This is a genomic window from Adhaeribacter soli (genome assembly GCF_008727925.1).
Taxonomy (GTDB): domain Bacteria; phylum Bacteroidota; class Bacteroidia; order Cytophagales; family Hymenobacteraceae; genus Adhaeribacter_A; species Adhaeribacter_A soli.
Genome location: NZ_VTWT01000007.1, coordinates 80649 through 105141, shown reverse-complemented (window position 1 = coordinate 105141; position 24493 = coordinate 80649). Strand labels below are relative to the sequence as shown.

Here is a 24493-nt window from a genome sequence, read left to right as displayed (position 1 = left end):
TTTTCCTTGTGTAAAGCTTAAATTCTTTATTCTTTTCACTAAATTTCCCTATTTAAGCAACACCGCACAACTACATGTTTGGGTAGCAGAACACGCTTCAGAAGAAACCTTTTACATTTTCCGGCTAAAATGCTACTGTTTTGGTTACCCGAAATAGTGCTGAACCTATGAAATTTCAAGGTCGGCGTTTCTTTTTCACAAGTGAAGAAGTTGGTTTGAAGAGGGAATCTTTGGCTGTAGGTTTATTTGAAATAATTTAGAGGATAGGTGTTTATAGTCGATTTTGAAGTAAATATTCTCCTACTTTAGCGTTCTTTTTATTCCTGGAAGCATTCGAAATGTTCAACCTGACACAGAACCACCCCTGCCCCTCCTTGAAAAAGAGGGGAGCCCAAGGAAGACACGTTCCTGCTCAAATCTTCTACTGAAAACAGAAAGTTTGACCGGCAGTATTTTGCAAATTCTATAATTCTGAAAATTCCGGAAATTCTGAAAATTCTGATTCAGACAAAAAGGCTTTTGCCCAATAAAACCGACAACATTGACTTGTAAATGTAAAGAACAAGGATAACTGCCTTCGCCACCAGACTAAGCTAAGCATTGGATTTACGCTGCTTCAAGCAACCTGCCTAATACACAGCCAACTTAATTTTTAAAAAGTGGGATTATAAATCCCACGGCTCGGTTAAGACGGGATTGAAAATCCCGCCAAGCAGATTATAATTAACTTGACTGTGTATTACGAAACCAGATTGGATTTCAGGGCTTTGGAAACTACTTCGGATTTGCTGTTTACCCGGAGCTTCTTGTAGAGATTTTTGAGGTGAAAGCGTACCGTATCGAGGGAGATATCGAGGCGGTCGGCAATGAGTTTGTAGCTCAGGCCATCAACCAGGCACTGCACGATCTGGCGTTCGCGCGCGGTGATCTCAATCTGTTCGGTTGGCGGGGCGTTGAAAAAATCGAGGACTTTGCGGGTAACGATCGGCGACAGGTAGGCATGGCCGTCGATAACCGATTCGATGGCATTCCGGACTTCGGCAAACAGGTTCTTCTTGAATAAATACCCATTGGCGCCGGCGTTGAAGGAACGAAAAATATAGGTCGATTCGTCGTTGCCGGTGCTCATGATCACTTTGGCGTGCGGCAGGTGTTGCTTTAAGAGCTTCAAACCGTCTAAGCCGGACATACCCGGCAGCCCGATATCTAATAGCAGCACTTTTACGGGCTCATCCGTAAGCGGCGCTTCCAGAAAATGTTCTACCGACCCGGCCACTACCACACAGCGATAATCCGGCAAACGGTTCAGATACGTTCTTAACCCTTCGCGTATTACGGCATCATCTTCAATTATTCCTATAGTCGTCATGACTTACACTTTCCGCTTTGAGTGTATAAAGTTATGAAAACTGCAGCAATTTGCCAAACTGCCGCACAATAATAAGCCTTAACGCACGTTGAAGTTCAGGCTTTTACACAAATAACAACTTTTAATTACTATAAACCAACCGTAAATGCCGCTTATCCGGAAAAACAAAAATCACTATTCACCTTTTCAGCCCGGATTCCGTTAAAAAATTAATAAATTCATAAAACGGCTTTCGATCAGATTCCTTCTCAGGAGCAGGGCTGTTTTATCCAAAGTATTCTCCCCCTAAGCATGAAATTGGTGTTTACACCTGCTGATGGTTATCAGATAACGTGTTAACACCCCTATGATCCCCTCGAGGGGATAGTCATTAGCCAGCATGAAACACTCCTGCTCTTAGGCGGGCTTATTTTTCGAGCACCAGTATTTCGGCGCGATGGCTGTTCGGGTAACGCTCTACAAAGTAATCCTGCAGCGTAATGTGCTGGTCTTTGGCGAACTTGAAAATGGCGTCGTACACTTTGCTCGGGGAAATAATGGAATGAGCATCGATGGTGCCCTGCACGGCTTTCTTCCCGGCCGGAACGCTCCGCACTTCGTAACCGGCTGGCAGCGATGTTTTCGGATCGGAAATGATCACGCCTACAAAAGCATTGATGGAATCTTTGTGTTTTTCCGGATCGTTGTAGAAAATATTTCCCGGATCGCCGGTTATCGCTCCTTCTGCCACCAGTTTCCCGGCTTCCTGAAACAGTTTGCCAAAGGCCTCGCTTTTTACCGGCCCCTGGTACGCTTTTCCGGCCACAAAAATCTCGGAAGTGGTAACCCGGCTGACTTCCGGCTTGGCAAAGCCGCCCAGGTAGGCATAAGCGCCGGCGGCGGCCAGAATAAGGATAAGAATAATGCCTAAAAATTTCTTGTTGTTCATACGTCTAACACGTTTTTGTATTGCATTTGGTGAAGCTGGGCGTAATAGCCGTTCAGTTTCAGGAGTTCGTCGTGGGTGCCGGTTTCTTTTATTTCGCCGCGTTCCATTACAATAATTTTATCGGCGCGCTGAATGGTGCTGAGGCGGTGGGCAATTACAATGGAGGTGCGGCCCTGCATCAGTTTTTCAATGGCAAAGCGGATGAGTTCTTCGGTTTCGGAATCTACGCTGGAAGTGGCCTCGTCGAGAATGATGATCTTGGGATCGTAGACCATGGCGCGCACGAAGGAAATAAGCTGCCGCTGCCCTACCGAAAGCGTGGCGCCGCGCTCCATTACGTTGTAGTGCAAACCACCCGGCAGGCGCTCGATAAATTTCCGGGCTCCTACCAGATCGGCAGCTTCCCACATCTGGGCTTCGGTAATGGCTTTATTGCCCAGGCTGATGTTGTCGGCAATGGTACCGGAGAAGAGGAAAACGTCCTGCAAAACCAAACCGATGTGCCGGCGAAGTTCGTCGAGGTCGTATTCTTTCAGGTCGTGGCCGTCTATGGAAATGGTGCCTTTGTTTATTTCGTAGAACCGGCTTAATAAATTAATGATGGAAGTTTTGCCCGCGCCGGTGGCTCCTACCAAGGCTACCGTCTGGCCACTTTTTACCTTGAAACTGATACCCTTTAGCACGTATTCTTCGTCGTTGTAAGCAAACCACACGTTATCGAATTTCACGTCGCCTTTAATAGTTTCAGGTTTAAAAGTGCCGGAATCGGAAATGAGTTCGTTGCTGTCCAGCAGCTTTAAAATTCTTTCGGTACTTACTACGCCTAACTGCAAGGTATTGAACCGGTCGGCAATTTGCCGGATCGGGCGGAAGAACATCGCAATATACATGATGAAGGCAATGAGCGTACCCAGGGTAACTTCATGATCGATCACGCCTTTAGCGCCGTACCAGACCAGCAAGCCGGTGCCGGCCGCGCCAATTACTTCGGCTACCGGGAAATAAATGGAATAATACAGTACCGAACGGATGTTGGCTTCGGTATGCGTTTTATTGATCTCGGTAAATTTCTTGTATTCGCGTTCTTCGTTGTTGAAGATCTGCACGATGCTCATGCCGGTAATATGTTCCTGCACAAAAGAATTGAGCGAAGCCACCGCCGTACGCACTTCCTGGAACGACTTCTTTACTTTCTCCTTGAAAACATAGGTACTTACAAACAACAGCGGGAAAGTACACAAGCTTACCAGTGTCAGTTTCCAATCGAGGTAGAGCATGTAGCCCAGAATAAAAACCAGCTGCAGCACATCGCCGATCATCGCCGCCAAGCCTTCGCTGAATACGTCGGAAAGCGTTTCTACGTCGGAAACGTTACGGGTAACCAGGGTACCAATTGGTGTGCGGTCGTAAAATTTCAGGCGAAGCTTCAGAATATGGCGGTAAAGTTTCACGCGGATGTCGCGCACTACGTTCTGCCCCAGCCATCCGGCGTAATACGTGTGCAGGTATGATACCAGCGTATGTGCCACCAGCAAAACGCCCAGCCAGATGAACATCTGGTTTAGCCCCACCATATTCCCCGGAAGGATGTACTCATCTACGGTGTACTGGATCAGGAAGGGCCGGATGGTTCCGAGCACCGCCGAACCAAAGGTCAGGATGATAAGGAAGTAAAATATTTTGCTGTACGGCCGCACAAACACGAAGAGCCTTTTGAGCACGTCGCTGTCGAATGCTTTGCCGGTTTTATTGCTTTGGGTTTGTTCCACGGGGAAAAGGCGCAAGGCCGGTTTTTATGCCTGCAAAGATACGGGAATTTGGTTGGTAGTTAGAAGTTCCGTCAGCTGAAGCAGACGGCAATGAATTTTCCCCAGAATCAATCTCAGATAATTCTTCTTCATTGCCGTTGGTTTTAACCAACGGATTAAAAGAATTCAAAACAGGCTTTAGCCTAAACTATTTTACCTGATCAATTAATTTCGGATTTGCTGCCAGCCATATTTCTGCATAAACGCATTAACTTCTTCTTCAAAAGATTTCCTTGCATGATGTACTTCCTGATTTTTGATGTACTTCACTACCGTTTCCAATTGTGATTCGCCAATGGAGACTGCAAAGTAATCATCCTGCCAGCTAAATTTCTCCGGAAGCAGCGTTTCTTTGTTCATCCAATGGGCAGATTCGCCTTTAACTAGCTGCACCACTTTCGAAATATTCTGGTCTTTGCCTAAAGAAATGAGGCAATGAATATGTTCTACATAACCGTTAATAGCCTGAAGGAATATTTCTTTCTCTCTGCAATTTTCGGCTATGTGCTTAAAAACTATTGGCCTGATTTCTTTTCTGAGCCAAGGTTCCCGGTTCTTAGTTGAGAAAACCACATGTACCCAGATTTTCACGAAGGACATGGCAGCTGATTATGTTTGGCTAAAGCCGAAATTTGAATTCTTTAAAACCGTCAGCTAAAGCAGACGGCAATGAAGGTTTTACTACAATTTAGTTCAAAGTGTTTTCCATGTTTGGAAATATCGACAAAGATGTGATTCAGGAGAAAGCTTTACTAAATGGTCAAGGCAAATAGCCATAAAAGAAACAGCTAAAATCGTATTCCGAAAATTCATTGCCGTCTGCTTTAGCTGACGGACAAGCAGCACCTTCAACTAAAAGCTCAAAACAAAACCGCCGAAATAGTAGCTCCTCACCCTTAAAAAGACAGAACCGCCAATAAAAAAGACCTCACAGGTTTCGGAAACCTGTGAGGTCTTCAGCAGCATATAGCGCGAAATTAAACGGCCATTACGCCAATCTCCACAGCAGCCAGGGCCTGCTCGATGTCAGCAATAATATCTTCCGGGTGTTCAACGCCAATAGACAAGCGCACCATATTTTCGCCGATGCCCATTACGGTGCGATCTGCCGGTATAATATCGGAGTGGGTCATGGAGGCCGGGTGTTCGGCTAAGGATTCGGTACCGCCTAAGCTTACGGCCAGCTTTATCAGTTTCAGGCTGTTCAGGAATTTAAAAGCTTCTGCCTCACCGCCTTGAATATCGAAAGAGATCATGGAGCCGGCCGATAAGCATTGCTTTTCGAAAATAGCTTTCTGTTGCGGTTTGTCGTCGAGCATGCCCAGGTAGTGCATCCGCTCTACTTTCGGGTGCTTGGCCAGGAAGTCGGCAACCACGGCTGCGTTCTGGGCCATACGTTCCATCCGGATCTTCAGCGTTTCCAGGCTCCGCATCATCATCCAGCCATCCCAAGGACTAGCCATGGAGCCGGAGAAGGTACGCATGCCTTTCACCTGCTTCATTAATTCGGCTGAGCCTAAACAAGCACCGGCAATAAGATCGGAGTGACCACCAATGAATTTGGTTGCGGAGTAAACGATCAGGTCGGCGCCGTGCTTTAAGGGGTGCTGGAAAACCGGACCTAAGAAGGTATTATCCACCATTACCAGTACTTTTTTATCGGCACGGGAGTATTTTTTCGCCAGTTCGGCGCAAGCCTGAATGTCTACCAGGTGGTTGGTCGGGTTAGCAGGCGTTTCGATAAAGATCATGGCCAGGTTTCCACCGATATTCTTTTCCTGAATGATCTTTTCTACTTCTTCTACCGGCAGATTGGCATTAAAACCAACGGCCGTGATGCCGAATTTCTTCAGGATATTTTTTACGTAATAATCGGAGCCGCCATAGATCGGTTCGCTGTGCAGAATTACATCGCCGGGGTTCAGCAAGGCCAGCAAAGCGGTACTGGTGGCCGCCATGCCGCTGGCAAAAACCGCCGCATCTTCCGCTTCATCCCAAAGACATAACCGGTTTTCCAGGATCTCCAGGTCGGGATTGTTCAGGCGGCTGTAAATAAGGCCCATTTCTTCCTTTTCTTCTTTTTCGCGTAAGCCGTAAGCCAGTTCAAAAAAGGCTTTGCCGTGCTCCGCCGAATCGAAAACGAAAGTAGAAGTCTGGAAAATCGGGCTTTTAATAGCACCCTGTGATAGTTCCGGACGGTAGCCGTAGCTCATCATTAAGCTTTCGGGGCGGAACTTGCGACCATTCAGATACTGGGTATACTTATTGTCTTCGGATATCATAACTTTAATATGCTAATTTTTTAATGTGCTAATGTGATCTTAAAACGATAGGGTTTCAGCCCCTCAAAGTCAGGCGTACATATCAGATATTACTTTTCATCAGTCTTGATACGAATGTCCTGATACCTGTGTCTGCTTTAACTTTCTCCGGCAGGGGCAGCGTTGAGGTGGTGGTAAAAAAGCTTTTTCTGCTCTTCGAAGTAATGCTCCGGGTATTCTACTTTAGTCAGGAACAAGCCTTCCGGGGGCGCCGCGCCGCTGGCTTTGCTCCGGTCCTGGCTCTTAATGATCTGCTGAAACTGGCTTACCGAAATCTTTCCTTTCCCCACGCTCAGCAACGTACCTACCACCAGCCTTACCATGCCCCGCAAAAACCGGTTGGCGCGGATGGTGAAAACCAACGCATCGGTTTCTTCGCGCCAGTGCGCTTCGTAAATATGGCAATTATAATGTTTGGTATCGCCTTTTACTTTCGAAAACGCGGTAAAGTCTTCGTAGCCTAATAAATATTGGGCTGCTTCGTTCATCTTTTCCACGTCCGGCTTCCGGCTTAAATAATAGGCAAAATCGGCCAGGAACGGGTTTTTCTTTAAACTGATGCGGTATTCATAGGTGCGGGAAATGGCATCGAAACGGGCGTGTGCTTCAGGTCCAACCTGGCAAATTGCGTTCAGGGAAATATCCTTCGGCAGGATCTTATTAATGCGAAATACCGTTTCTTCCGGGTTTAGCTCCAGTGGCAGATCGAGGTGCACGAATTGCTCGGCAGCATGCACGCCGGTATCGGTGCGGCCGCTGCCAACGGTATTTATTTCGGTCTGAAAAATGGTTTGCAGGCTTTCGTTCAGTATCTGCTGCACGCCGCGCGCATTGGGCTGCAATTGCCAGCCGTTATAGCGCGTGCCGTCGTAGGATATGTGAAGAAAGTACCGCATAGGGCAAAGATACTTTTTTCCTTTTGATTGGGTAACTGAAAATCCGGGAATCGCCCTGCTTTCCGGATAAAGAACTGACTGGCAAGGTGAATGCTGCTTTTTCAATGACCGGGCGCCGCCATACCCTGCTTCGCCTCCCTTACCTGTAAATTAATTATTTTCAGGGTTTTCCGCATATTTTCTAAGGCTGCCGGCAATTAGCGGAAGAAAGAACCTGCAAATCAGGAAAGAAAAAAGATAACAGCCGGAAGAAAAAAAAGATAACAACTTGCCTGCACACATTTAAAACATTTCCTATCTTACAGGCAGGTTTTGTTTTATTCTCCTGAAAAAGGCTTTCGTACCTGCCGGGAAGGATGCTTGCCCGTTCATTATCCAATTAATCTTTTACGTTATGCTTAACTTTTCACCCCTTACCCGGCACGCCCGCAAGCTCCTGTTGCTCAGCCTGCTTGCCCCTACCGGCCTTCTGGTCCATGCCCAGGACGGCACCGAAGCCGCCTGGAAAAGCTTTTATGCCAACGACCGCAACCAGGCCCGCACCTTATTTCAGAAAGCCGCCCAGCAACCAGCCAGTAAAGCAGAAGCCCATTTAGGCCTTTCGCTGCTTGCCACCATAGACCGCACCGGCGAAGAAGCTTTTAATGAATATGCCCGTTTTGCCGGCTCCCAGCCCAACTCCTACCCTTATACCTTTGCCTTATGGGGCACGGAATCGGTAATGGCTGGCGGCGGCAGAAAAAGCCCGGCCCAGATCACCTTCCTGAAAAACCTGGCCAAAGACCCGAATGCAAACGGTACCATGCTGGCCATGGCGCACAGCATGCTGGGCAACCACTTCGAAGCCATTAACAATTTATCGGCTGCCGAAAACGAATACAAACAATTAGGCGCCATTACTGACTGGCAGCTGGTTGGTGAATTCGAAAACATTTCGGCCAGCGGCTTCCACAAAGATTACGGCCCGGTAAAACAGGCCGACGCCAAAAACCCTTTCATCAACAAAAACGGCGCGTCGGTTTCGTGGTTTAACCTGCCGGCTTACCGCCACGACCGCTGGATCGACTTTACCTACCATTTCTACACCCACAACTCCGTTATTTACGCCCAGACCTTTGTAAGTAGTCCGGCAGACCAGGAAGTACAGCTCCGTACCGGCGTTTCGGGCTCCTTAAAAGCATGGGTGAACGACAAATTGGTACTAAGCGAAGCCGAAGAGCGCAACAACGACCTCGATACCTACCTCACCAAAATAAAGCTGAATAAAGGCTATAACCGCATCCTGATCCAAGTGGGCGAAAGCTATGCGAACCGCTCCAATTTTATGGCCCGCATTACCGATGCGGCCGGAAAACCGGTTAGCGGCCTGGCCTTTTCCAAAGCGCCCCAGGCCTATACTGCCGAAACCGGTTACCAGGCCAGCAGCATCCCGGTTTTTGCCGAAGAATATTTTGAACAGCTTATAAAGAAAGAGCCGAACAAAGCCATAAATTACGTACTGCTCGGGCAAACCTACCTCCGGCAGGAGAAAACCTTCGAGGCCCGCAAAGCTTTTCTGGCGGCTCAGAAACTGGCCCCGGAATCGAGCTATATCCTGAGCCTGCTGCTGCAGGTATATTCCAAAGAAGACAACCGCACCCAAACAGCTACTTCCCTGGAATGGCTCAAAGACCACGATCCGGAGAACCCGCTATCGCTGAACCTGTTGTACCGCGACGAATTTGCCAAAGAGAACTACGAAAACGCCGCGGTGATTTTAGGCAAGATCGAGAAGTTCTTCGGCAACAACGAGAACGTGCTTTACAAGAAAATGGAGCTGGCAACGGCCAATAAGCAATCGGCCGATATCATAAAGCTGGCCGAGCAGGCTTACGCGCAATACCCGAACAACCCGTATTTTGTAAAACTGAAGTACCTGGTAGAGAAATCGGTAAGGAATAATACGGCAGGTTCTGCCAGCCTGATGAAATCTTTCCTGAAACGCAACGATAATTACAGCAATGCCGAATTGCTGGCCGGCGATTATTTTGAGCGGGGCAATGTAGCGGAAGGGCTGAAATTATACGGTCAGGCACTGGCAGGAAGCCCGGTGGCCGTAGGCATTCAGCACAAGATCGGAAACATTTATTCTTCGCTGCAGAATTATAAGAAAGCCGAAGAAGCATACAACAAAACCCTGGTTATTTCGCCTTACATCGGCTCGTACTGGGCAGACCTGGGCCGCACCAAAGATGCACTAGGCAACAAAACCGAGGCTATTAACTGCTACAAAAAAGCCATCGAACTCAACCCCTCGGACTACAGCAGCATAAAGGAGTTGCGCAAACTGGAAGGCAAGAAAGATGTTTTCGAACATTTCCCGGCGGTGGATGTATATGCCCTGGCCAAAGCAGCCCCGGCTGCTGCCGCTTACCCCGAAGACAAAGGCCTGATCGTGCACGACGAAGTGCAGCGGGTGGTTTACCCGGGCGGCGCTTCCGAAGAGAAACGCATTTTCGTGGTAAAGGTGCTGAATACAAAAGGCCTGGAAGACTGGAAAGAATACAGCATTTCCTACCACAATTACCAGCGCCTGCTGGTTGAAAAAGCCGAAGTAATAAAGGCCAATGGCACCAAGGTTCCGGCCGAAACAAACGGCAACGACATTGTGTTTACCAACCTGGAAGTAGGCGATGCCATACACGTTACGCACCGCCTGCAAACCTACCTGGAAGGCCAGCTGGCTGCGCACTTCTGGGACAAATATTATTTTACCCACGGCATGCCTTACCTTACCACCAAGTATAGTTTGCTGATAGCGCCGGGCGTAAAATTCCAGTACAAAGTAAATCAGGGGCCTTTAGAACCGAAGAAAACCAAAGCCGATAACGATTTTGAATTGTACGTTTGGGAGAAAACCCAGCAGGGCAGCCTGAAACCGGAAGACAAAATGCCAGTACTTGCCGATATCGGCCAGACCCTGTACTTATCTTCCATTCCGGACTGGAATTTTGTAGCGAACTGGTATTCCGACCTGGCTTCTTCCAAAGCCAAAGCCGATTTCGAGGTAAAAGAAGTAGTATCCGATTTGTTTAAAGGCAAGGAAAATTTAAGCGCCGAAGCCAAGGTAAAAGCTATTTACGATTATATTATCACCAACATTTCCTATAGCTCCGTTTCGTTCCGCCAAAGCGGGCTGGTACCACAGAAAGCGGCTACCGTGCTCAATACCCGGATAGGCGACTGCAAAGACGTTTCTACCTTATTTGTGGCTATGTGCAAGGAAGCAGGCATAGATGCCAGCCTGGTACTGGTAAACACCCGGGAAAACGGCCTTTACGACATGGAACTGCCAACCATAGAGTTCAACCATTGCATTGCTAAAGTAGAGATCGATAATAAACCACAGTACGTGGAGCTTACCTCCAGCTACCTTCCTTTCGGCAGCCTTTACAGCTCTTCGTTAAATTCCCGCATTCTGGAAATAGGAACCGGCAACAATGCCCAGCTCGGTTACCTGAACTTCCCGACGCGCAAACCAAACGCAATTAACCGGAAAACGGAGATCTCGATCAAAGACAAGGATATTGCGGTAAAACAAACGAACATCAGAACCGCTTCCATGGCAGCCTTCGCCAAAGAGCGATCTCGCAATTTAAGCACAAAGGAACGCGAAAAGCAGACCCTGGACGGCTTAAAAACGCTTTACCCGACTGTAACCTTAAACAAGCTACAGTATACCGGCCTGGAAAGCACCGCCGATACCGTTATCAACGACCTGGAATTTACTGCCAGCAACGTGATTACTGAAGTGGGCGGCCTTTCGTTGTTCACGCTGCCTTGGAGCAACAAAGCCATTGCCGCCGATTTTGTACTGGAAGACGACCGCCAATTCCCGATAGACCTGACGGATGTAAACTTCACCGACAAGGAAACGGAAACGATTGCCATTACCCTGCCGGCGAACAAAACCCTGGCGGAAGTTCCGAAAACCATAAAGTACTCCTGCGCCTACGCCGATTATACCCTTTCCTGCAAGCTGGTGAACAAAACCCTGGTATTTACCCGCGAGCTGCAATTTAAAAAGGACCTTATTCCGGCCGGTAACGTTACTGAATTCCGCAAGTTCTACAACAACGTAATTACCGCCGATGCCCGGCAAATTGCCCTGAAATAGCATTTGCCTGACACAACAAAAAAGGGAAAGCAGTTGCTTTCCCTTTTTTGTTGTGTCGCTATTCAAAAACGGTACTTTTTTAAACAAAAATCCTAACCTGGTTCTGCTCCGAAGCGCTTCCATCACCTCGGTCTGTGCCCCACAGACCGAAGCAGAGGCCTTAAAAATTAGCAATGGTTTGTAATCTAAACTATAAAAGAAGTTCGGAATTCCGCCATTTTCGGGCAAAGCCTTTATTATGCATTAATGAGCAGGTAGCTTTTTAACCTTTAACTGCAGTGCTTCGGTCTGTGAGGGCACAGACCGAGGGGAAAGAGGTAAAGTCTCCAGCCCTTTTCGGAAGGAACCCCCTGTTTTAATCAAGATCCTGTATTAAATAAAATTCAGCTTAGTACCTGGCAGCTTAGCACTTCTCATAAATAATAGCCGCCCCCTGGCCAACACCAATGCACATCGAAGCCAGACCGTATTTTACGTTGTCGCGTTTCTGCATTTCGTGCAGCAGCGTAGCCGTAATACGGGTACCACTGGCTCCCAGCGGATGACCGATGGCAATAGAACCGCCGTTCACGTTTATTTTAGCCGGATCGAGTTCCAGGTCCTGAGCACAGGCAACAGCTTGGGAGGCGAAGGCTTCGTTCAGCTCAATTAAATCGAGATCAGAAGCTCTTAAGCCGGCGCGTTTCAGAGCTTTTTGCGTGGCCGGCACCGGGCCCATGCCCATATAAGCCGGATCTACACCGGCAACGGCGGTGGCTACCACCCGGGCGATCGGTTTCAGGTTGAAGCGTTTCAGCGTTTCTTCGTCTACAATTAAACTTACAGCCGCGCCGTCGTTAATACCCGAGGAATTTCCGGCCGTAACGGTACCGTTTTCCTTTACAAAAGCCGGGCTTAATTCTGCTAGTTTATCTACTGGCGATAATCTTGGGTGTTCATCTACGGCAAAAACAATTGGCTCGCCTTTGCGTTGCGGAATGCTTACGGGCACAATTTCATTGGCGAACTTTCCGGCTTTGGCAGCTGCCTGGTATTTTAGCTGAGAGTTATAGGCAAATTCGTCCTGCATTTCGCGGGTGATGTTCCATTTTTTGGCAACGTTCTCCGCCGTTTCGCCCATGGAATACGGGTAGTGCAGTTTGCTTAAACCTTTGTTCGTAAAGCGCCAGCCAATAGTAGTATCGTAAATTTCCGGAGTACGGGAGAAAGCAGTTTCGGCTTTGGCCATTACGAAAGGCGCGCGGGTCATGCTTTCCACGCCGCCGGCTAAATATGCTACGCCATCGCCGGCTTTAATAGCGCGGGTAGCATCGATGATGGATTGCAGGCCGGAAGCGCACAAACGGTTTACGGTTACGCCGCCAATTTCCATCGGTAAGCCGGCCAATAGCAAGGCCATGCGAGCTACGTTCCGGTTATCTTCTCCGGCTTGGTTGGCCGCGCCAAAAATTACGTCTTCCAGCAGGTTCGCATCGAAACCCGGGTTACGCTTCATTAACTCCTTAATTACGTGCGCTGCCAGGTCATCGGGACGAACGGAGCTGAGGGTTCCGCCAAATTTACCAACCGGGGTTCTTACAATATCAACAATATAAGCAGCATTCATAGATTTTTCTTTTAGGCTTCTTTGGTTACTTTTGCAAATATTCCGCAAGTTAAACAACCTAATTATGATACAAAGAATTCAATCTGTATTTCTGCTCCTCCTGGCCCTTTGCATGGTTGCCTTATTGTTCCTCCCGATCTGGTCTAAGACCGATCCGACTACCGGGCAAACCGCTACCCTAACCGCTTTTTCTTTATCGCAACCAGCCGGACCGGATGCTACGCCTACTTCCACCAGCACCATTGCCATTGGCATTCTGGCTATTATTGCGGCAGGCATCGCTTTGTATGAGATCTTCCAATTCAAGAACCGCATTACCCAAATGAAGCTTGGAATGCTGAACACGCTGGTACTGGCCGGCTTACTGGGTGCGGTAATTTATTATTCGCTGTACGTAGGCGAGGAACTGGTACAAGGCGCTCCCGGCGAACGCGAAGCCGCTTTCTATCTGCCGCTGCTGGCTTTATTGCTGAACATGCTGGCCAACCGCTTCATCCGCCGCGACGAGCAACTGGTACGTTCCGTAGACCGCTTGCGCTAGCGCGCCGATTTTTCGATTGTTCGATATTCGATTGTTCGACTTTTTTTGGTCAGAACGCTATCGTTTTAGAAACGATCAAGTAGTACCAGATTTAAAATCATCCTGAAAACACTATGCCTTCAGCATAAAAAAGTCCCGCTGAGATTATTTCAGCGGGACTTTTTTGTATAGGCCTAATTCTTTAAAAAGGCTTTAGCTATTAAGTGCTAAAAATGATAGAACGATACCGTTTTCGAATAAAAAAGTCGAACGTTCGAACAATCGAAAATTCGAACAATCGGCGCGCGCTAGCGCGCTAACCAGCGTTCTACTTCGGAAATGCTGCTGTCGAATTCGAAGGCATCGTAGACGCGGTAGAAGTTTTGCTGGTCGTAAAGGCGGGCGTAAACGAATTTGGCGAACTCTACCCGGGTACTTTCAAAGCTGAATTTGCGCATCAGTTTTTTGGCATCTTCCGCCAGAATGTAAGTATTGCTCAGGGCCTGTTTGGCGACTTCCAGTTTACCGCTTTCAAAATTCTTCCGGCCGATGCTTTCCATTAAAAGGTCTACATCGTAAGCGCTCATTACATTTTGGGGCTGCCCGTAGCCGGAATTGCCGTTGTAATTATTGCCATAGCTCGGCGCATCGTTATAGTTATTCCCCGGATTATGCGGTTCGTTATGGTAGCCACCCTGGTTGCTATAAGGTTCATAATCATCATAAACATCGCGGTCGTTGTAACCGCCATGGCCGTGCGGGCGCGGCGGCGGACAGGTATTGCACACCGGCGGGCGTAACGGAACTACGCTTACTTTCTTCAGCAAAAAATTACGGTTATAGCCCGGCGGAATTAACACATAATTCGTTTCGAAGCCGCGCGCCAGGAATACTTTGGTGCAGAAAGTTAAATATCCACGGCGGGCCGGTACCCGGAATTCCAGGTTATATGGTCCGGCCGGTAAACGATCTATTTTCACATTACTGGAACCCGGACCATTTACAAGCCGTCCGTTCAGGAATAATTGAAAGATTTCACCCTGCCGGGTGGCAAAAGTGGCGCCAGCTGCGTGGGCGGCAAGGTTGCTCAGGAACAAGGCCATCACGAAGAAAGCCAGTGCAAACCGTTTCATATGGGTAGGATTTAGTAGTTGTGTAGCATGAAGCGCTAAATCCCAAAACTGTGCCAGAACCTGTGGGTTGAAGGGTATCGTGGTTATTTATTCCTGGGGAATGGTAGGGTTTTGCTGGTAAATCCGGAAAACAATATGGTATTGCCGCAAAAACGTAGAGACGCCATGCATGGCGTCTCTACAGATGGTGATTCTGCAAATTATCCGGTCAATAAATTTTAATAAAGGAATTCGCCTTTATCGCTCCGGATTGTTAATTTATTACCTCCGTGTGCCTCTACCCTGCCGATAATTTTTGTATCGATGTTGAACGATTTACCAATCGCAATCAGGTCGGCAGCTGTGGTTTCGTCGGTGTAGATTTCCAGGCGGTGGCCCATATTAAATACCTTGTACATTTCTTTCCAGTCGGTTTGGCTTTCTTCCTGAATAATGCGGAACAGTGGCGGCACTTCGAACAGGTTATCTTTTATAATATGTACGTTCTCGGTGAAATGCAGCACTTTGGTTTGGCCGCCGCCGGAGCAATGCACCATGCCGTCTATTTTAGCGCGGTGGTTTTCCAGGATGGCTTTGGCTACCGGCATATAGGTTCTGGTTGGTGATAAAACTAATTTGCCAACATCCAGCCCGGTTCCGTCAACCGGTTCAGTAAGCTTGCGGGTGCCGCTGTAGATCAGGTCGCTATCGATTTGCGGGTCAAAACTCTCGGGGTATTTTTCGGCTAAATATTTATGGAAAACATCGTGGCGCGCGGAAGTTAAGCCGTTTGAGCCCATGCCGCCGTTGTATTCGGTTTCGTAAGTGGCCTGTCCGTAAGAAGCAAAACCTACAATAACGTTTCCGGCTTTTATGTTGTGGTTCGAAATTACTTCCGAGCGTTTCATGCGGGCCGTAACGGTGCTGTCCACAATAATGGTGCGCACCAGGTCGCCTACATCCGCGGTTTCGCCGCCGGTGCTGTAAATACCCACGCCGTTATCGCGAAGCATCTGCAAAACCTCTTCGGTACCTTCAATTATAGCCGAGATCACTTCGCCGGGAACCAGGTTTTTATTACGGCCGATGGTAGACGAAAGCAGAATGGCATCGGTAGCGCCTACGCACAAAAGATCGTCGGTATTCATAACCACTGCATCCTGCGCAATGCCTTTCCAAACGCTTAAATCGCCCGTTTCTTTCCAGTATAAATAAGCCAGCGACGATTTGGTACCGGCTCCATCGGCGTGCATAATGTTGCAGAACTCAGGATCATTCGCCAACAGGTCCGTTACAATTTTGCAGAAGGCTTTCGGAAACAGGCCTTTGTCTAAGTTTTTAATAGCGTTATGAACATCTTCTTTCGAGGCCGAAACACCCCGGCGCATATAACGGTCTTGCATGTTTTCAGTTAACAGTAAGCAGTGAACAATTATCAGGTAATAAAGATTAAAAAGACAGTTTTCAGAAATAAAATTGAAAGTTATCTAACGTTCTCAGTAGTTTATTTGGTTGAATTACTTTTACTCCCAACTAAATACTATAAACTGTTTCCTGATAACTATTTACTGATAACTGCATTAAGCGTCAAAAGTACGAATAACGAATAACGAACAACGAACAACGGTTAAAAAAAAAGCCCCCGCGTTGGCAGAGGCTTTTTTGTATGGGCTCGCAGGTTACTGCGCGATCTTCGTTACTTTAAACTCAGTACGACGGTTTTTCTCGTGCTCAGCTTCAGTACATTTCACGTTGTTTTTGCACTTGTTCTTCAGCTTGCTTTCGCCGTAACCTTTAGCAGTGATACGTGACTTATCGATACCTTTAGATACGATATAATCTACGGCTGCCTGGGCACGCTGCTGCGATAACTTCATGTTGAAGTCGTCTTTACCGCGGGCATCGGTGTGTGAGCTTAACTCGATCGTGATTTTCGGGTTATCGTTCAGGAACATTACCAGGGAATCCAGGTTAACGGCCGCATCCTGACGGATAGCATACTGGTTGTAATCGTAATTGATATCTTTTACCTCGAAGGCTTTTCCTACTACAATCTTATCCAGCGTTAACACAGTGCTTAAGCGAATATCGTTCATTTCGTTCTGCAACTGAGCCTGTGGAGGCGTTTTGCCAATGGTAGTGATCGCTTTCTTGTCGGTGATATACTTATCTTTCTCAGCTATTACAGAGTAAGAAGCAGCGGTATCCAGCTTAAGGGAGAATTTACCCTGGGCATCGGTTACAACTTCCTGAACGGTTTTACCGGCTTTGTCTTTCAGTAAAACTTTCTGGTTAGCAGCCGGAACAGCTGATTTTTTATCTTCTTTCAGGTTAACTGCACCCTCCAGGTAGAAAGTAACCAATTTCGGTTTTTTCTTCTTGAAGGAATAAATATCGTCGCCACCTGCACCACCTGCACGGTTAGAAGAGAACAGACCCTGATCTTTGTCTTTAATGAACGGAGCAAAATCATCGGCGTTCGAGTTGATCGGAGCGCCTAAGTTTACCGGTTTGCCGTTCTCAATTCTGTACAGATCGAGCATACCTAAACCCGGATGTCCGTCGGAAGAGATATAAAGCGTTCCGTCAGGAGCAACAAACGGGAAGTTTTCGTTACCCGGGGTGTTGATCTCAGGACCTAAGTTCTGCGGAGCAGAGAAACGGCCGCTGGCATCTAAAGTAGTTTTCCAGATATCGTTACCGCCCTGGCCACCTTTACGGTCGGAAGAGAAGTAAAGCGTAGTACCATCCGGAGAGAAAGCCGGAGAAGAATCCCAGGCGCGCTTATCGTTCACGCTGATCATTTTTGGCTCAGACCAAACCCCGTTCTTGAAGCGGGAAATGAACAGGTCTACGTTTAAAGTACCTTTTTTAGAACCGGTGTTGCCACGGGCGAAAATAACCGTGTTGCCATCTTTCGAGAAGGTAGCAGCTGCATCGTGCGTATCGCTCAGGTTTATCTGGTTATCGAAACCACGAACGGTACCGCCGGTCATTGCCTCGGCATCGTCGAATTTAATTGCGAAGATATCGTTAAAGCCTTCGCCGTTACCGGCATAAGTTTTATTGCCGCGGGAAGAAGAAAATACCAGCTCGTCGCCTTTCATTACCGGAGCATACTCAGAAGCGGTGCTGTTTACCGGCTGCACGTTGGTAACTTCCATGTAAGTTGGCGTGTTCAGAAGCTCTGTGGCTTTCTGCACGTTTGCTGCTTCGCGTTTGGCGCGGGCAATCAGGTTCGCATTTTTACCGCCGGCGGCAGCATACGCGTTGAACTGGTTCGCAGCTTCGTCGTATTTAGCGTTTGCTTTTAAAGCCATGCCGTAATAGAATTTGGCATCCTCTCTTTTATTACCGGCTTCCAAAGCAGCCTGGTAATAGGTTTCGGACTGTGGCAAACGGTTCGACATCCGGTAAGCTTCAGCAATTTTGTAGTTAGCATTCGCTACGTCCTTGCCTTTCTTAATGTCGTCCTGATAAAGCTTTATAGCTGTTTCGTACTCTGCTTTGGCGAACTTCTTGTCAGCCTTACTCATGCTGCCAGTTGAACTGCAGCCACTCATAAACGCCACCGAGAGGACTACACAACTAACTATAATTTTCTTCATAGCTAAAATTTAAACGATACTACGATTTATAAAAATAAAATCAATGCTGTTGATTTTCAGGAAACAATATTAATAAAATATTATGGTATTTTTCAATACCTTAGAAATATTTTCTTAGCCAGCTCTCTCCGGCCGGCTTCAGCCAGCCGTTTTTCAGGGTGCCGGCCTCTCCTACCAGGTTATCGAAATAAGGCGTTTCCGCTGTTATTTTGCCGGAGGCAACCGCCACCGGCATTTCGGTAAGCGGATGAATCTCAATTGCGCCGTTCACCTTAAAAGCCAGGTGCGTCCGGTCGAATAAAGACACGCCATACGTTTGCTCCAGCTCGCGGATAAACTGCACCGAACTGTCTATGGAACAACCGCTGGGAGCCGTTACATCGGCATCGGTGCCCAGAATTACAAAGCGGTTATGCAACAGCAAGCCGGAAGCCAGCAGGGCTTTTCCGTGAGCGCTCCAGTCGGTTACGAAGCTCTTTATTTTATCCTGAAGTTCGATTGCTTCCGCCGGGGTAAACTCCCGGTCCGCCTGGTAGATCCAGATGCGGGCCTGTGGCGGCAGTTGTTCAAAAGAAACGTACATTCTTTTATAATATTTTCTGAAGGAAGCTTAAAGTTCGGCTTTTTTAAAGTAAAAAACCAACCTTTTTAAAGTTTTTTAACGAAAAGAAAATACCGGTCCTAAAAACCGGTATTTTCCCGTAAACATCAGATTAATAACGCCTTACACATCCAAAAAACTTAATTCAGACCTTCGGCCGAAGCGATCAGTTCGGCAATATCGAACACCTTCACGTTGTCTTCCTGGTTCTTGTTTTTCACGCCGTCGTTCATCATTACCATGCAAAACGGACAGGCCGAAGCAATGATCGTAGCACCCGTTCCCAGGGCTTCTTCGGCGCGCTCCACGTTAATGTCTTTTTTACCCGGCTCCGGTTCTTTCCACATCTGGGCACCACCGGCGCCGCAGCATAAACCGTTGGCGCGGCTACGCTTCATTTCTACCAGGTCGGCATCTAAAGCAGCTAAAACATCGCGCGGGGCTTCGTAAATATTGTTGGCGCGGCCCAGGTAACAGGAATCGTGAAAGGTAATGCGTTTGCCTTTAAAGCTTTCGCCGCCTTGCACCGCCACTTTGCCTTCGTTAATTAACTGCTGCAGGAACGTAGAGTGGTGAATTACTTCGTAGTTGCCGCCCAGGTCCGGGTATTCGTTTTTAATGGTGTTGAAGCAATGCGGGCAAGCCGTAACGATCTTTTTCACATTGTAGGCGTTCATCACTTCAATGTTGGTCATGGCCTGCATCTGGAACAGGAACTCGTTACCGGCACGCTTGGCCGGATCGCCGGTGCAGCTTTCTTCGGTACCCAGAACCGCATATTTCACGCCTACGTGTTCCAGGATCTGCACAAATGCACGGGTTACGCGCTTGTAACGGTCGTCGAAAGAACCGGCGCAGCCTACCCAGAACAGGATTTCCGGCTCCTGGCCGTTAGCCGCGTATTCGGCCATGGTCGGCACTTTTATTAATCTCTTTTCTGACATTGCTTTATTTTAAAAAAGACAAAAGACACAGGACAATAGATATAAGATATTCTTTTTATAGAAGAGCCAATTTCACAATCTTGTGTCTTAAGTCTTGAGTCTTACTTCTAATTTTTAACCGTCACGTACAGCTCATCGGCCCAGTTGAAGCGGTCGGAAGCCGGGAACGCCCACACGGCGCCGTTGTTTTCGATGTTGCTGAACATGGCGTTCAAAGACGACGGCGCGGCCGATTCTTCCAGCACCAGGAAGCGGCGCAGGTCGATGATAGTTGAAAGCTGGTCGATGTTTACCGGGCAGGCTTCTACGCAGGCATTACAGGTGGTACAGGCCCAGAGTTCTTCCGGCGTAATGTAGCCTCTTAATAAGGTGTTCTCGTCGGTGGTTTTTACGCGCTCCACGCCCATTTCCTTGTAATGGTTCGGTTTGAAAATGGCCGGGTGTTCGCCTTTTTCCTCCATGCGGTCGCGGGTATCCATGATGATCTTCCGCGGGCTGAGCAGTTTACCCGTAATATTGGCCGGACAAACATCGGTGCAGCGGCCGCATTCGGTACAGGTATAGGCATCCATTAACTGTTTCCAGCTCAGGTCCTCCACGTCTTTCGCGCCGAAACGCTGCACGATTGGCTGACCTGCTGCATCCAGCGCCGGAGCCGGCGGCTGGTAGCTTGGGTCCATTATGGCTTTGATCTCGTGCTTGATGCTTTCTACGGTATTGAATTTCCCTTTCGGCGCCAGCTTGGAGTAATACACGTTCGGGAACGCCATGATGATGTGGAAGTGCTTCGAGCTTGGCAGGTAATTCATGAAAGCGAAAATACCCAGAATATGGAACCACCAGCCAAAGCCGGCTATCGTTTTCAGCGTACCATGGTCAGAACCGAAAAGATCGATCAGGCCGGCCGAGATCGGGAAAGCGCCCGGCAGTTCGTGGCCGGCGAGTTGCGCCATTTTCAGGTCGGAAATATTGAAGGCGAAAAGCGCCAGCATCAATACGATCTCGATGGTGAGGATAATGTTGGCGTCCATTTTGGGCCAGGCGCGCATTTCTACGCCGGTAGCCAGGCGGGGCACTTTGGTGATATTTCTACGAACCAGGAAAATAGCACAGGCAATAATTACCAGCAGGGCCAGAATTTCATTTACCGCCATTAAAACGCTATACACCGGGCCCATAAAACCCAGCACGCGGTGCGTACCAAAAATCCCGTCGATCAGGATCTCGAGCACTTCGATATTAATAACCAGAAAGCCTACATATACAAAGAAGTGCAGGATGGCCGGCCACGGACGCTTGAACATTTTCTTCTGCCCGAAGGCCACCAGCAAAGTATTGTTCCAGCGTTCGGCAGGATTATCGGCCAGACTCTTATCGTAGCCCTGGTTGATGTTTTTGGTGATCTTGCGGATCTGCCATACAAAGAGGCCGATGGCAATGATGGCAACAACTAAGAAGATGAGGTTATCTACCACAGTCAGAAAAATTAGGTTCGAACATTGGGTTTCTGAAAGGAAGCAAAGTTACGGGATTAAGCGCTAGAAAATAATTTTTGAAATAAATTTTGCACGTAAAAAAAACATTCCTACTTTTGCAGACCCTTCCAAAAGAAGGGTTGCGAAAGGAGCTGGTGATGTAGCTCAGTCGGTAGAGCAAAGGACTGAAAATCCTTGTGTCGTTGGTTCGATTCCAATCATCACCACCAGCTTAGAAAGCCTCGGAGAAATCTGAGGCTTTTTTTTATTTTGTAAATCCAAAAAACATTCCTACTTTTGCTGACCCTTTCGAGAGAAGGGTTGCGAAATGAGCTGGTGATGTAGCTCAGTCGGTAGAGCAAAGGACTGAAAATCCTTGTGTCGTTGGTTCGATTCCAATCATCACCACCAGCTTAGAAAGCCTGTTTCTTTAACCAGAAACAGGCTTTTTTGCTTTTGGGCCTTTCTGAGTTTTGAGCTTGAAAAGGATACCGGTTTCCATTAAAAAACTAAACATTGCTTATTCCCCAGTGGTTTTTATAAAATAACTTCCGGTTATTCCTCTGAAATGTACGATAGACTTAAAATATTCTGCAAAGCCATTGTTCCACTTTCGGAGGAAGAATTGAACCTTATTGACCAGTATTTTGAAGTTAAGGATTTAAAGAAAAAAGAATTTTTACTTCAGGATGGAAGAATTTGCGACTTCATCGGCTTTATCAACAACGGAACGATCAGGCATTTTCACGTGAAAGACGGGATAGAAAAAACCTGTGATATTTCATTTGAGAATTCCTGGGTTACCGATTTTCAAAGCTTCACGCATAATTCTCTTTGCATTATGAATTTGCAGGCAATGGAAGATACCACCGTGTTTATTATCCGGAAGGAAAACCTCCATAAAATATATTCTGATTGCCATGCTTATGAAACGTTTGGTAGGCTTATGGCAGAGCAGGTGGCGCAAAGAGCTACGGAAATTGCCATGTCGCTTTCCTCAGATAAACTTGAGGAACGGTTCCAGAACTTAATAAAAAAGCAGCCTGACCTGTTCCAGCGAATTCCTCAAAAATATATTGCCAACTTTTTGGGTATAAGTCCCGAGAGTTTGAGCAGGATCAGACGGAGAATTTTCGATAAACTAAAATCTTAACTTAAGTCATCGTTATCAGCTTCCCTGAGGTTGCACATTTGTCTCATCAATTTTAAACAGATAAAAAAATGAGACAATTACTCTTTACGGCAATCATTCTGGCTATTGCAACTATTAAAAGTGTAACCGCGCTGGCCCAACAGCTGGATCTTACAAAAGTAAAAGCTTTTGAACTGCAGCTAGACGATGTAATGGAAATAACGGATACAACCGAATTGAAAATAAAACTCAAAGCGGTTGAAGACAATTACCTGCAAAACCCCAGCGAGATCAACAAAGCCCGGCTTGGCATTATTTACCACGAAACCGCTTTAAACCTTTCCTTCTTTTCCAACACAGCATTTAAAGGTTACGCAAAAAAGAGTTATGACCATTTAAGCGAACTCTGCACCTCGCCGAATACGGCACCAGCCTTACTGCCATTTATTGCGTCTTACCGGGCATCTGCGCTGGCATTGGTGAGCGCCGAAACCAACGATCTTAAATTATTAGGCGAGGCATTCACTTTGTTTGATGACGCAATTACCAGATTTGCCGGCGTTTCCTATTTGCCCGAGTTTCTACGCGGTAGTGTTTCAGAAAATCTGCCCTGGTTTTTCTTCTCTAAAAGAAGATTTGCCAGGCAGGATTTTCAAGCTATAATTGACAAACAGGAAAAGGATAGTGCGTTTGCCAACTGGAAAATAATGAGCTTTACTTATTGGGCTTGGGCCAAGCAAAGGCAAGATAAAAAATACCGAACCCAGGCATTAACGTACCTCGACAAAGCAATTGCCTTAGACCCAAATTTTAAAGCAGGCCGGAAAAAAGTCGAAGAACTAAAAGCTGCTTTTACCAAATAAAGCTGAAAATACCATCAAGGGTGAACAGATGTTTTGATAAGCAAGGTTAATCATCACCACCAGCTTAAAAAGCCTCAGAGAAATCTGAGGCTTTTTTGTTTTCCGGCCATTCGGTTTTTCAACCTTTTCTATAACGTTTTCATTTACAGGCTTATTGCTGATTCTGACAGCAATAAGCTCATCTCTTTTTCTGATTTATATATTTAACACCTTTAGGATTTTCATTTTGAGAATACTATGTTAGTGGTTTCAAATAAACTTTACACCCTTATGCAACAAAAGTTTACCTCAACTAACAGTCAAGAGAAAAAAGACGCGTTGCATCGGGAGCTGGTAGATACTCAGAAAGAAATGATTGAAATTTTAAAGGGGAAGAAGTAGAAACATAAATCTTCTGTTTAAATCTATCTACCATAATGACACTTATTATTAAAAAATTTGAACTTGAGGAGTTCTATATTCGGTGGAACGAAAAAGCCGAAGCATATGGCTCAAATACCTTAAGCGATTGCTTTGATAAATTCTTCACCCTCTTTGTAATTTTCAATAAAATCTACAATGTAGTTGTGATAGACTTAATTGAAAAAGGAAAGTTATCAATTCTTAAAGATCAATATAATTTAAAAGTAAGAAAACGGCATAAAAAAGAGTTTCCTTATGAAGGAGGCGCTGCAACAACTTGCATTGCTTACTATTTAAGAAGTGAGTTAAGCAGCTTAAACTTAAGCATTGAAACAGAAATACATAAAATCAAAGTACTTTTAATTAATAAAGAATTCCAAATATCTTTTTCCTACGGAGATCCAAGTGAGCTGAATGATAAAGAATTGTTAAATAAATTAAGATCTAGTGAAAATTTTGAGATTTTTGAGAGCATGCTTAAAGTCCTTTACAATTTAAGATGCAATTTATTTCATGGTGAAAAAGGCTTCCACCCTGATCAACGAATGATCTTAGAGCCGGCTATTAGCGCTTTGTCCAAAATAAATAATGCATTGATCTCGAAAATAAAGCAGGATATGTAAAACTGACAGCAGCCCGATACCTGACCAACCTAGTGCCGGCACTGGTCAAGAAAGAGTCTGACAGCAAAAGCGAAGCCCTGCAGCTGACCAGGTTAAGAAATGTTGACAGCAATTTTCAGCAGTGCCGAC

At 46.8% G+C, this 24493-nt stretch carries 19 protein-coding genes and 2 tRNA genes; 7 read left to right on the top strand and 14 right to left on the bottom strand.

Translation table 11 applies throughout. The features are described from left to right. Positions 1-739: 739 nt before the first annotated feature. The 7 genes from F0P94_RS13425 to truA all read right to left on the bottom strand — a co-directional run bounded on the left by F0P94_RS13425 (position 740) and on the right by truA (position 7322). Positions 740-1369, bottom strand: a complete 630-nt coding sequence (locus tag F0P94_RS13425) for a response regulator (RefSeq protein ID WP_150904410.1) — start codon at positions 1367-1369, stop codon at positions 740-742. A gap of 406 nt (positions 1370-1775) precedes the next feature. Then, entirely contained in the window at positions 1776-2297 is a 522-nt protein-coding gene (locus F0P94_RS13420) for a GyrI-like domain-containing protein (RefSeq protein WP_150904409.1), read from the bottom strand. Further along, positions 2294-4066 (bottom strand): ABC transporter ATP-binding protein, encoded by a 1773-nt coding sequence (locus tag F0P94_RS13415; protein ID WP_150904616.1) that lies wholly within the window; start codon positions 4064-4066, stop codon positions 2294-2296. Before F0P94_RS13415 ends, F0P94_RS13420 begins: the two co-directional genes overlap by 4 nt. Further along, the gene (locus tag F0P94_RS13410) at positions 4044-4235 is read right to left on the bottom strand and encodes a hypothetical protein (protein WP_150904408.1); all 192 of its coding nucleotides are present in this window, start codon (positions 4233-4235) and stop codon (positions 4044-4046) included. The genes F0P94_RS13415 and F0P94_RS13410 overlap by 23 nt, the downstream gene beginning before the upstream one ends. 35 nt (positions 4236-4270) lie before the next feature. Beyond that, positions 4271-4705: an IS200/IS605 family transposase gene (gene tnpA / locus F0P94_RS13405; protein ID WP_150904407.1), complete on the bottom strand. Its 435-nt coding sequence runs from the start codon at positions 4703-4705 to the stop codon at positions 4271-4273. A gap of 377 nt (positions 4706-5082) precedes the next feature. Next, positions 5083-6387, bottom strand: coding sequence for a cystathionine gamma-synthase family protein (locus F0P94_RS13400; RefSeq protein ID WP_150904406.1), 1305 nt, complete (start codon positions 6385-6387; stop codon positions 5083-5085). 137 nt (positions 6388-6524) lie between these two features. Further along, positions 6525-7322 (bottom strand): tRNA pseudouridine(38-40) synthase TruA, encoded by a 798-nt coding sequence (gene truA / locus F0P94_RS13395; RefSeq protein WP_150904405.1) that lies wholly within the window; start codon positions 7320-7322, stop codon positions 6525-6527. 394 nt (positions 7323-7716) lie between these two features. Here truA and F0P94_RS13390 point away from each other — a divergent pair, with 394 nt between their 5' ends. After that, on the top strand, positions 7717-11478 hold the full coding sequence (locus tag F0P94_RS13390) for a DUF3857 domain-containing protein (RefSeq protein WP_150904404.1): 3762 nt from the start codon (positions 7717-7719) through the stop codon (positions 11476-11478). A 403-nt stretch (positions 11479-11881) separates the two neighbouring features. On the opposite strand, the gene F0P94_RS13385 is transcribed toward F0P94_RS13390, so the two are convergent. Continuing rightward, positions 11882-13084 carry a thiolase family protein gene (locus F0P94_RS13385; RefSeq protein ID WP_150904403.1) on the bottom strand — a complete coding sequence of 401 codons (1203 nt, stop codon included), beginning with the start codon at positions 13082-13084 and terminating at the stop codon, positions 11882-11884. A 64-nt stretch (positions 13085-13148) separates the two neighbouring features. Here F0P94_RS13385 and F0P94_RS13380 point away from each other — a divergent pair, with 64 nt between their 5' ends. Continuing rightward, positions 13149-13625: a DUF4293 domain-containing protein gene (locus F0P94_RS13380; RefSeq protein ID WP_150904402.1), complete on the top strand. Its 477-nt coding sequence runs from the start codon at positions 13149-13151 to the stop codon at positions 13623-13625. A gap of 287 nt (positions 13626-13912) precedes the next feature. Here the strand turns inward: F0P94_RS13380 and F0P94_RS13375 are convergent, their stop codons facing one another. The 6 genes from F0P94_RS13375 to F0P94_RS13350 all read right to left on the bottom strand — a co-directional run bounded on the left by F0P94_RS13375 (position 13913) and on the right by F0P94_RS13350 (position 21350). After that, complete coding sequence (locus F0P94_RS13375; protein WP_150904401.1) at positions 13913-14737, bottom strand: DUF4476 domain-containing protein; 825 nt, start codon at positions 14735-14737, stop codon at positions 13913-13915. Between the two features lie 218 nt (positions 14738-14955). Next, positions 14956-16119 (bottom strand): AIR synthase related protein, encoded by a 1164-nt coding sequence (locus F0P94_RS13370; RefSeq protein WP_150904400.1) that lies wholly within the window; start codon positions 16117-16119, stop codon positions 14956-14958. A 276-nt stretch (positions 16120-16395) separates the two neighbouring features. Further along, a complete protein-coding gene (locus F0P94_RS13365) occupies positions 16396-18324 on the bottom strand; it encodes an OmpA family protein (protein WP_225307220.1) in 1929 nt (642 codons plus the stop codon). Positions 18325-18424: 100 nt separating this feature from the next. After that, complete coding sequence (locus tag F0P94_RS13360) at positions 18425-18907, bottom strand: hypothetical protein (protein WP_150904399.1); 483 nt, start codon at positions 18905-18907, stop codon at positions 18425-18427. A gap of 158 nt (positions 18908-19065) precedes the next feature. Continuing rightward, positions 19066-19869 (bottom strand): (Fe-S)-binding protein, encoded by an 804-nt coding sequence (locus F0P94_RS13355; protein ID WP_225307219.1) that lies wholly within the window; start codon positions 19867-19869, stop codon positions 19066-19068. 107 nt (positions 19870-19976) lie between these two features. Continuing rightward, positions 19977-21350 (bottom strand): 4Fe-4S dicluster domain-containing protein, encoded by a 1374-nt coding sequence (locus tag F0P94_RS13350; protein ID WP_150904398.1) that lies wholly within the window; start codon positions 21348-21350, stop codon positions 19977-19979. Positions 21351-21498: 148 nt separating this feature from the next. Between F0P94_RS13350 and F0P94_RS13345 the strand changes: the two genes are divergently transcribed. The 5 genes from F0P94_RS13345 to F0P94_RS13325 all read left to right on the top strand — a co-directional run bounded on the left by F0P94_RS13345 (position 21499) and on the right by F0P94_RS13325 (position 24364). Then, positions 21499-21574, top strand: a tRNA-Phe gene (locus F0P94_RS13345). A 105-nt stretch (positions 21575-21679) separates the two neighbouring features. Further along, positions 21680-21755: transfer RNA gene (locus F0P94_RS13340), tRNA-Phe, on the top strand. A gap of 214 nt (positions 21756-21969) precedes the next feature. Continuing rightward, complete coding sequence (locus F0P94_RS13335) at positions 21970-22497, top strand: Crp/Fnr family transcriptional regulator (RefSeq protein ID WP_225307218.1); 528 nt, start codon at positions 21970-21972, stop codon at positions 22495-22497. A gap of 68 nt (positions 22498-22565) precedes the next feature. Continuing rightward, positions 22566-23339 (top strand): hypothetical protein, encoded by a 774-nt coding sequence (locus F0P94_RS13330; RefSeq protein WP_225307217.1) that lies wholly within the window; start codon positions 22566-22568, stop codon positions 23337-23339. Between the two features lie 416 nt (positions 23340-23755). Further along, on the top strand, positions 23756-24364 hold the full coding sequence (locus F0P94_RS13325) for a hypothetical protein (protein WP_150904396.1): 609 nt from the start codon (positions 23756-23758) through the stop codon (positions 24362-24364). The last annotated feature ends 129 nt before the right edge of the window (positions 24365-24493 follow it).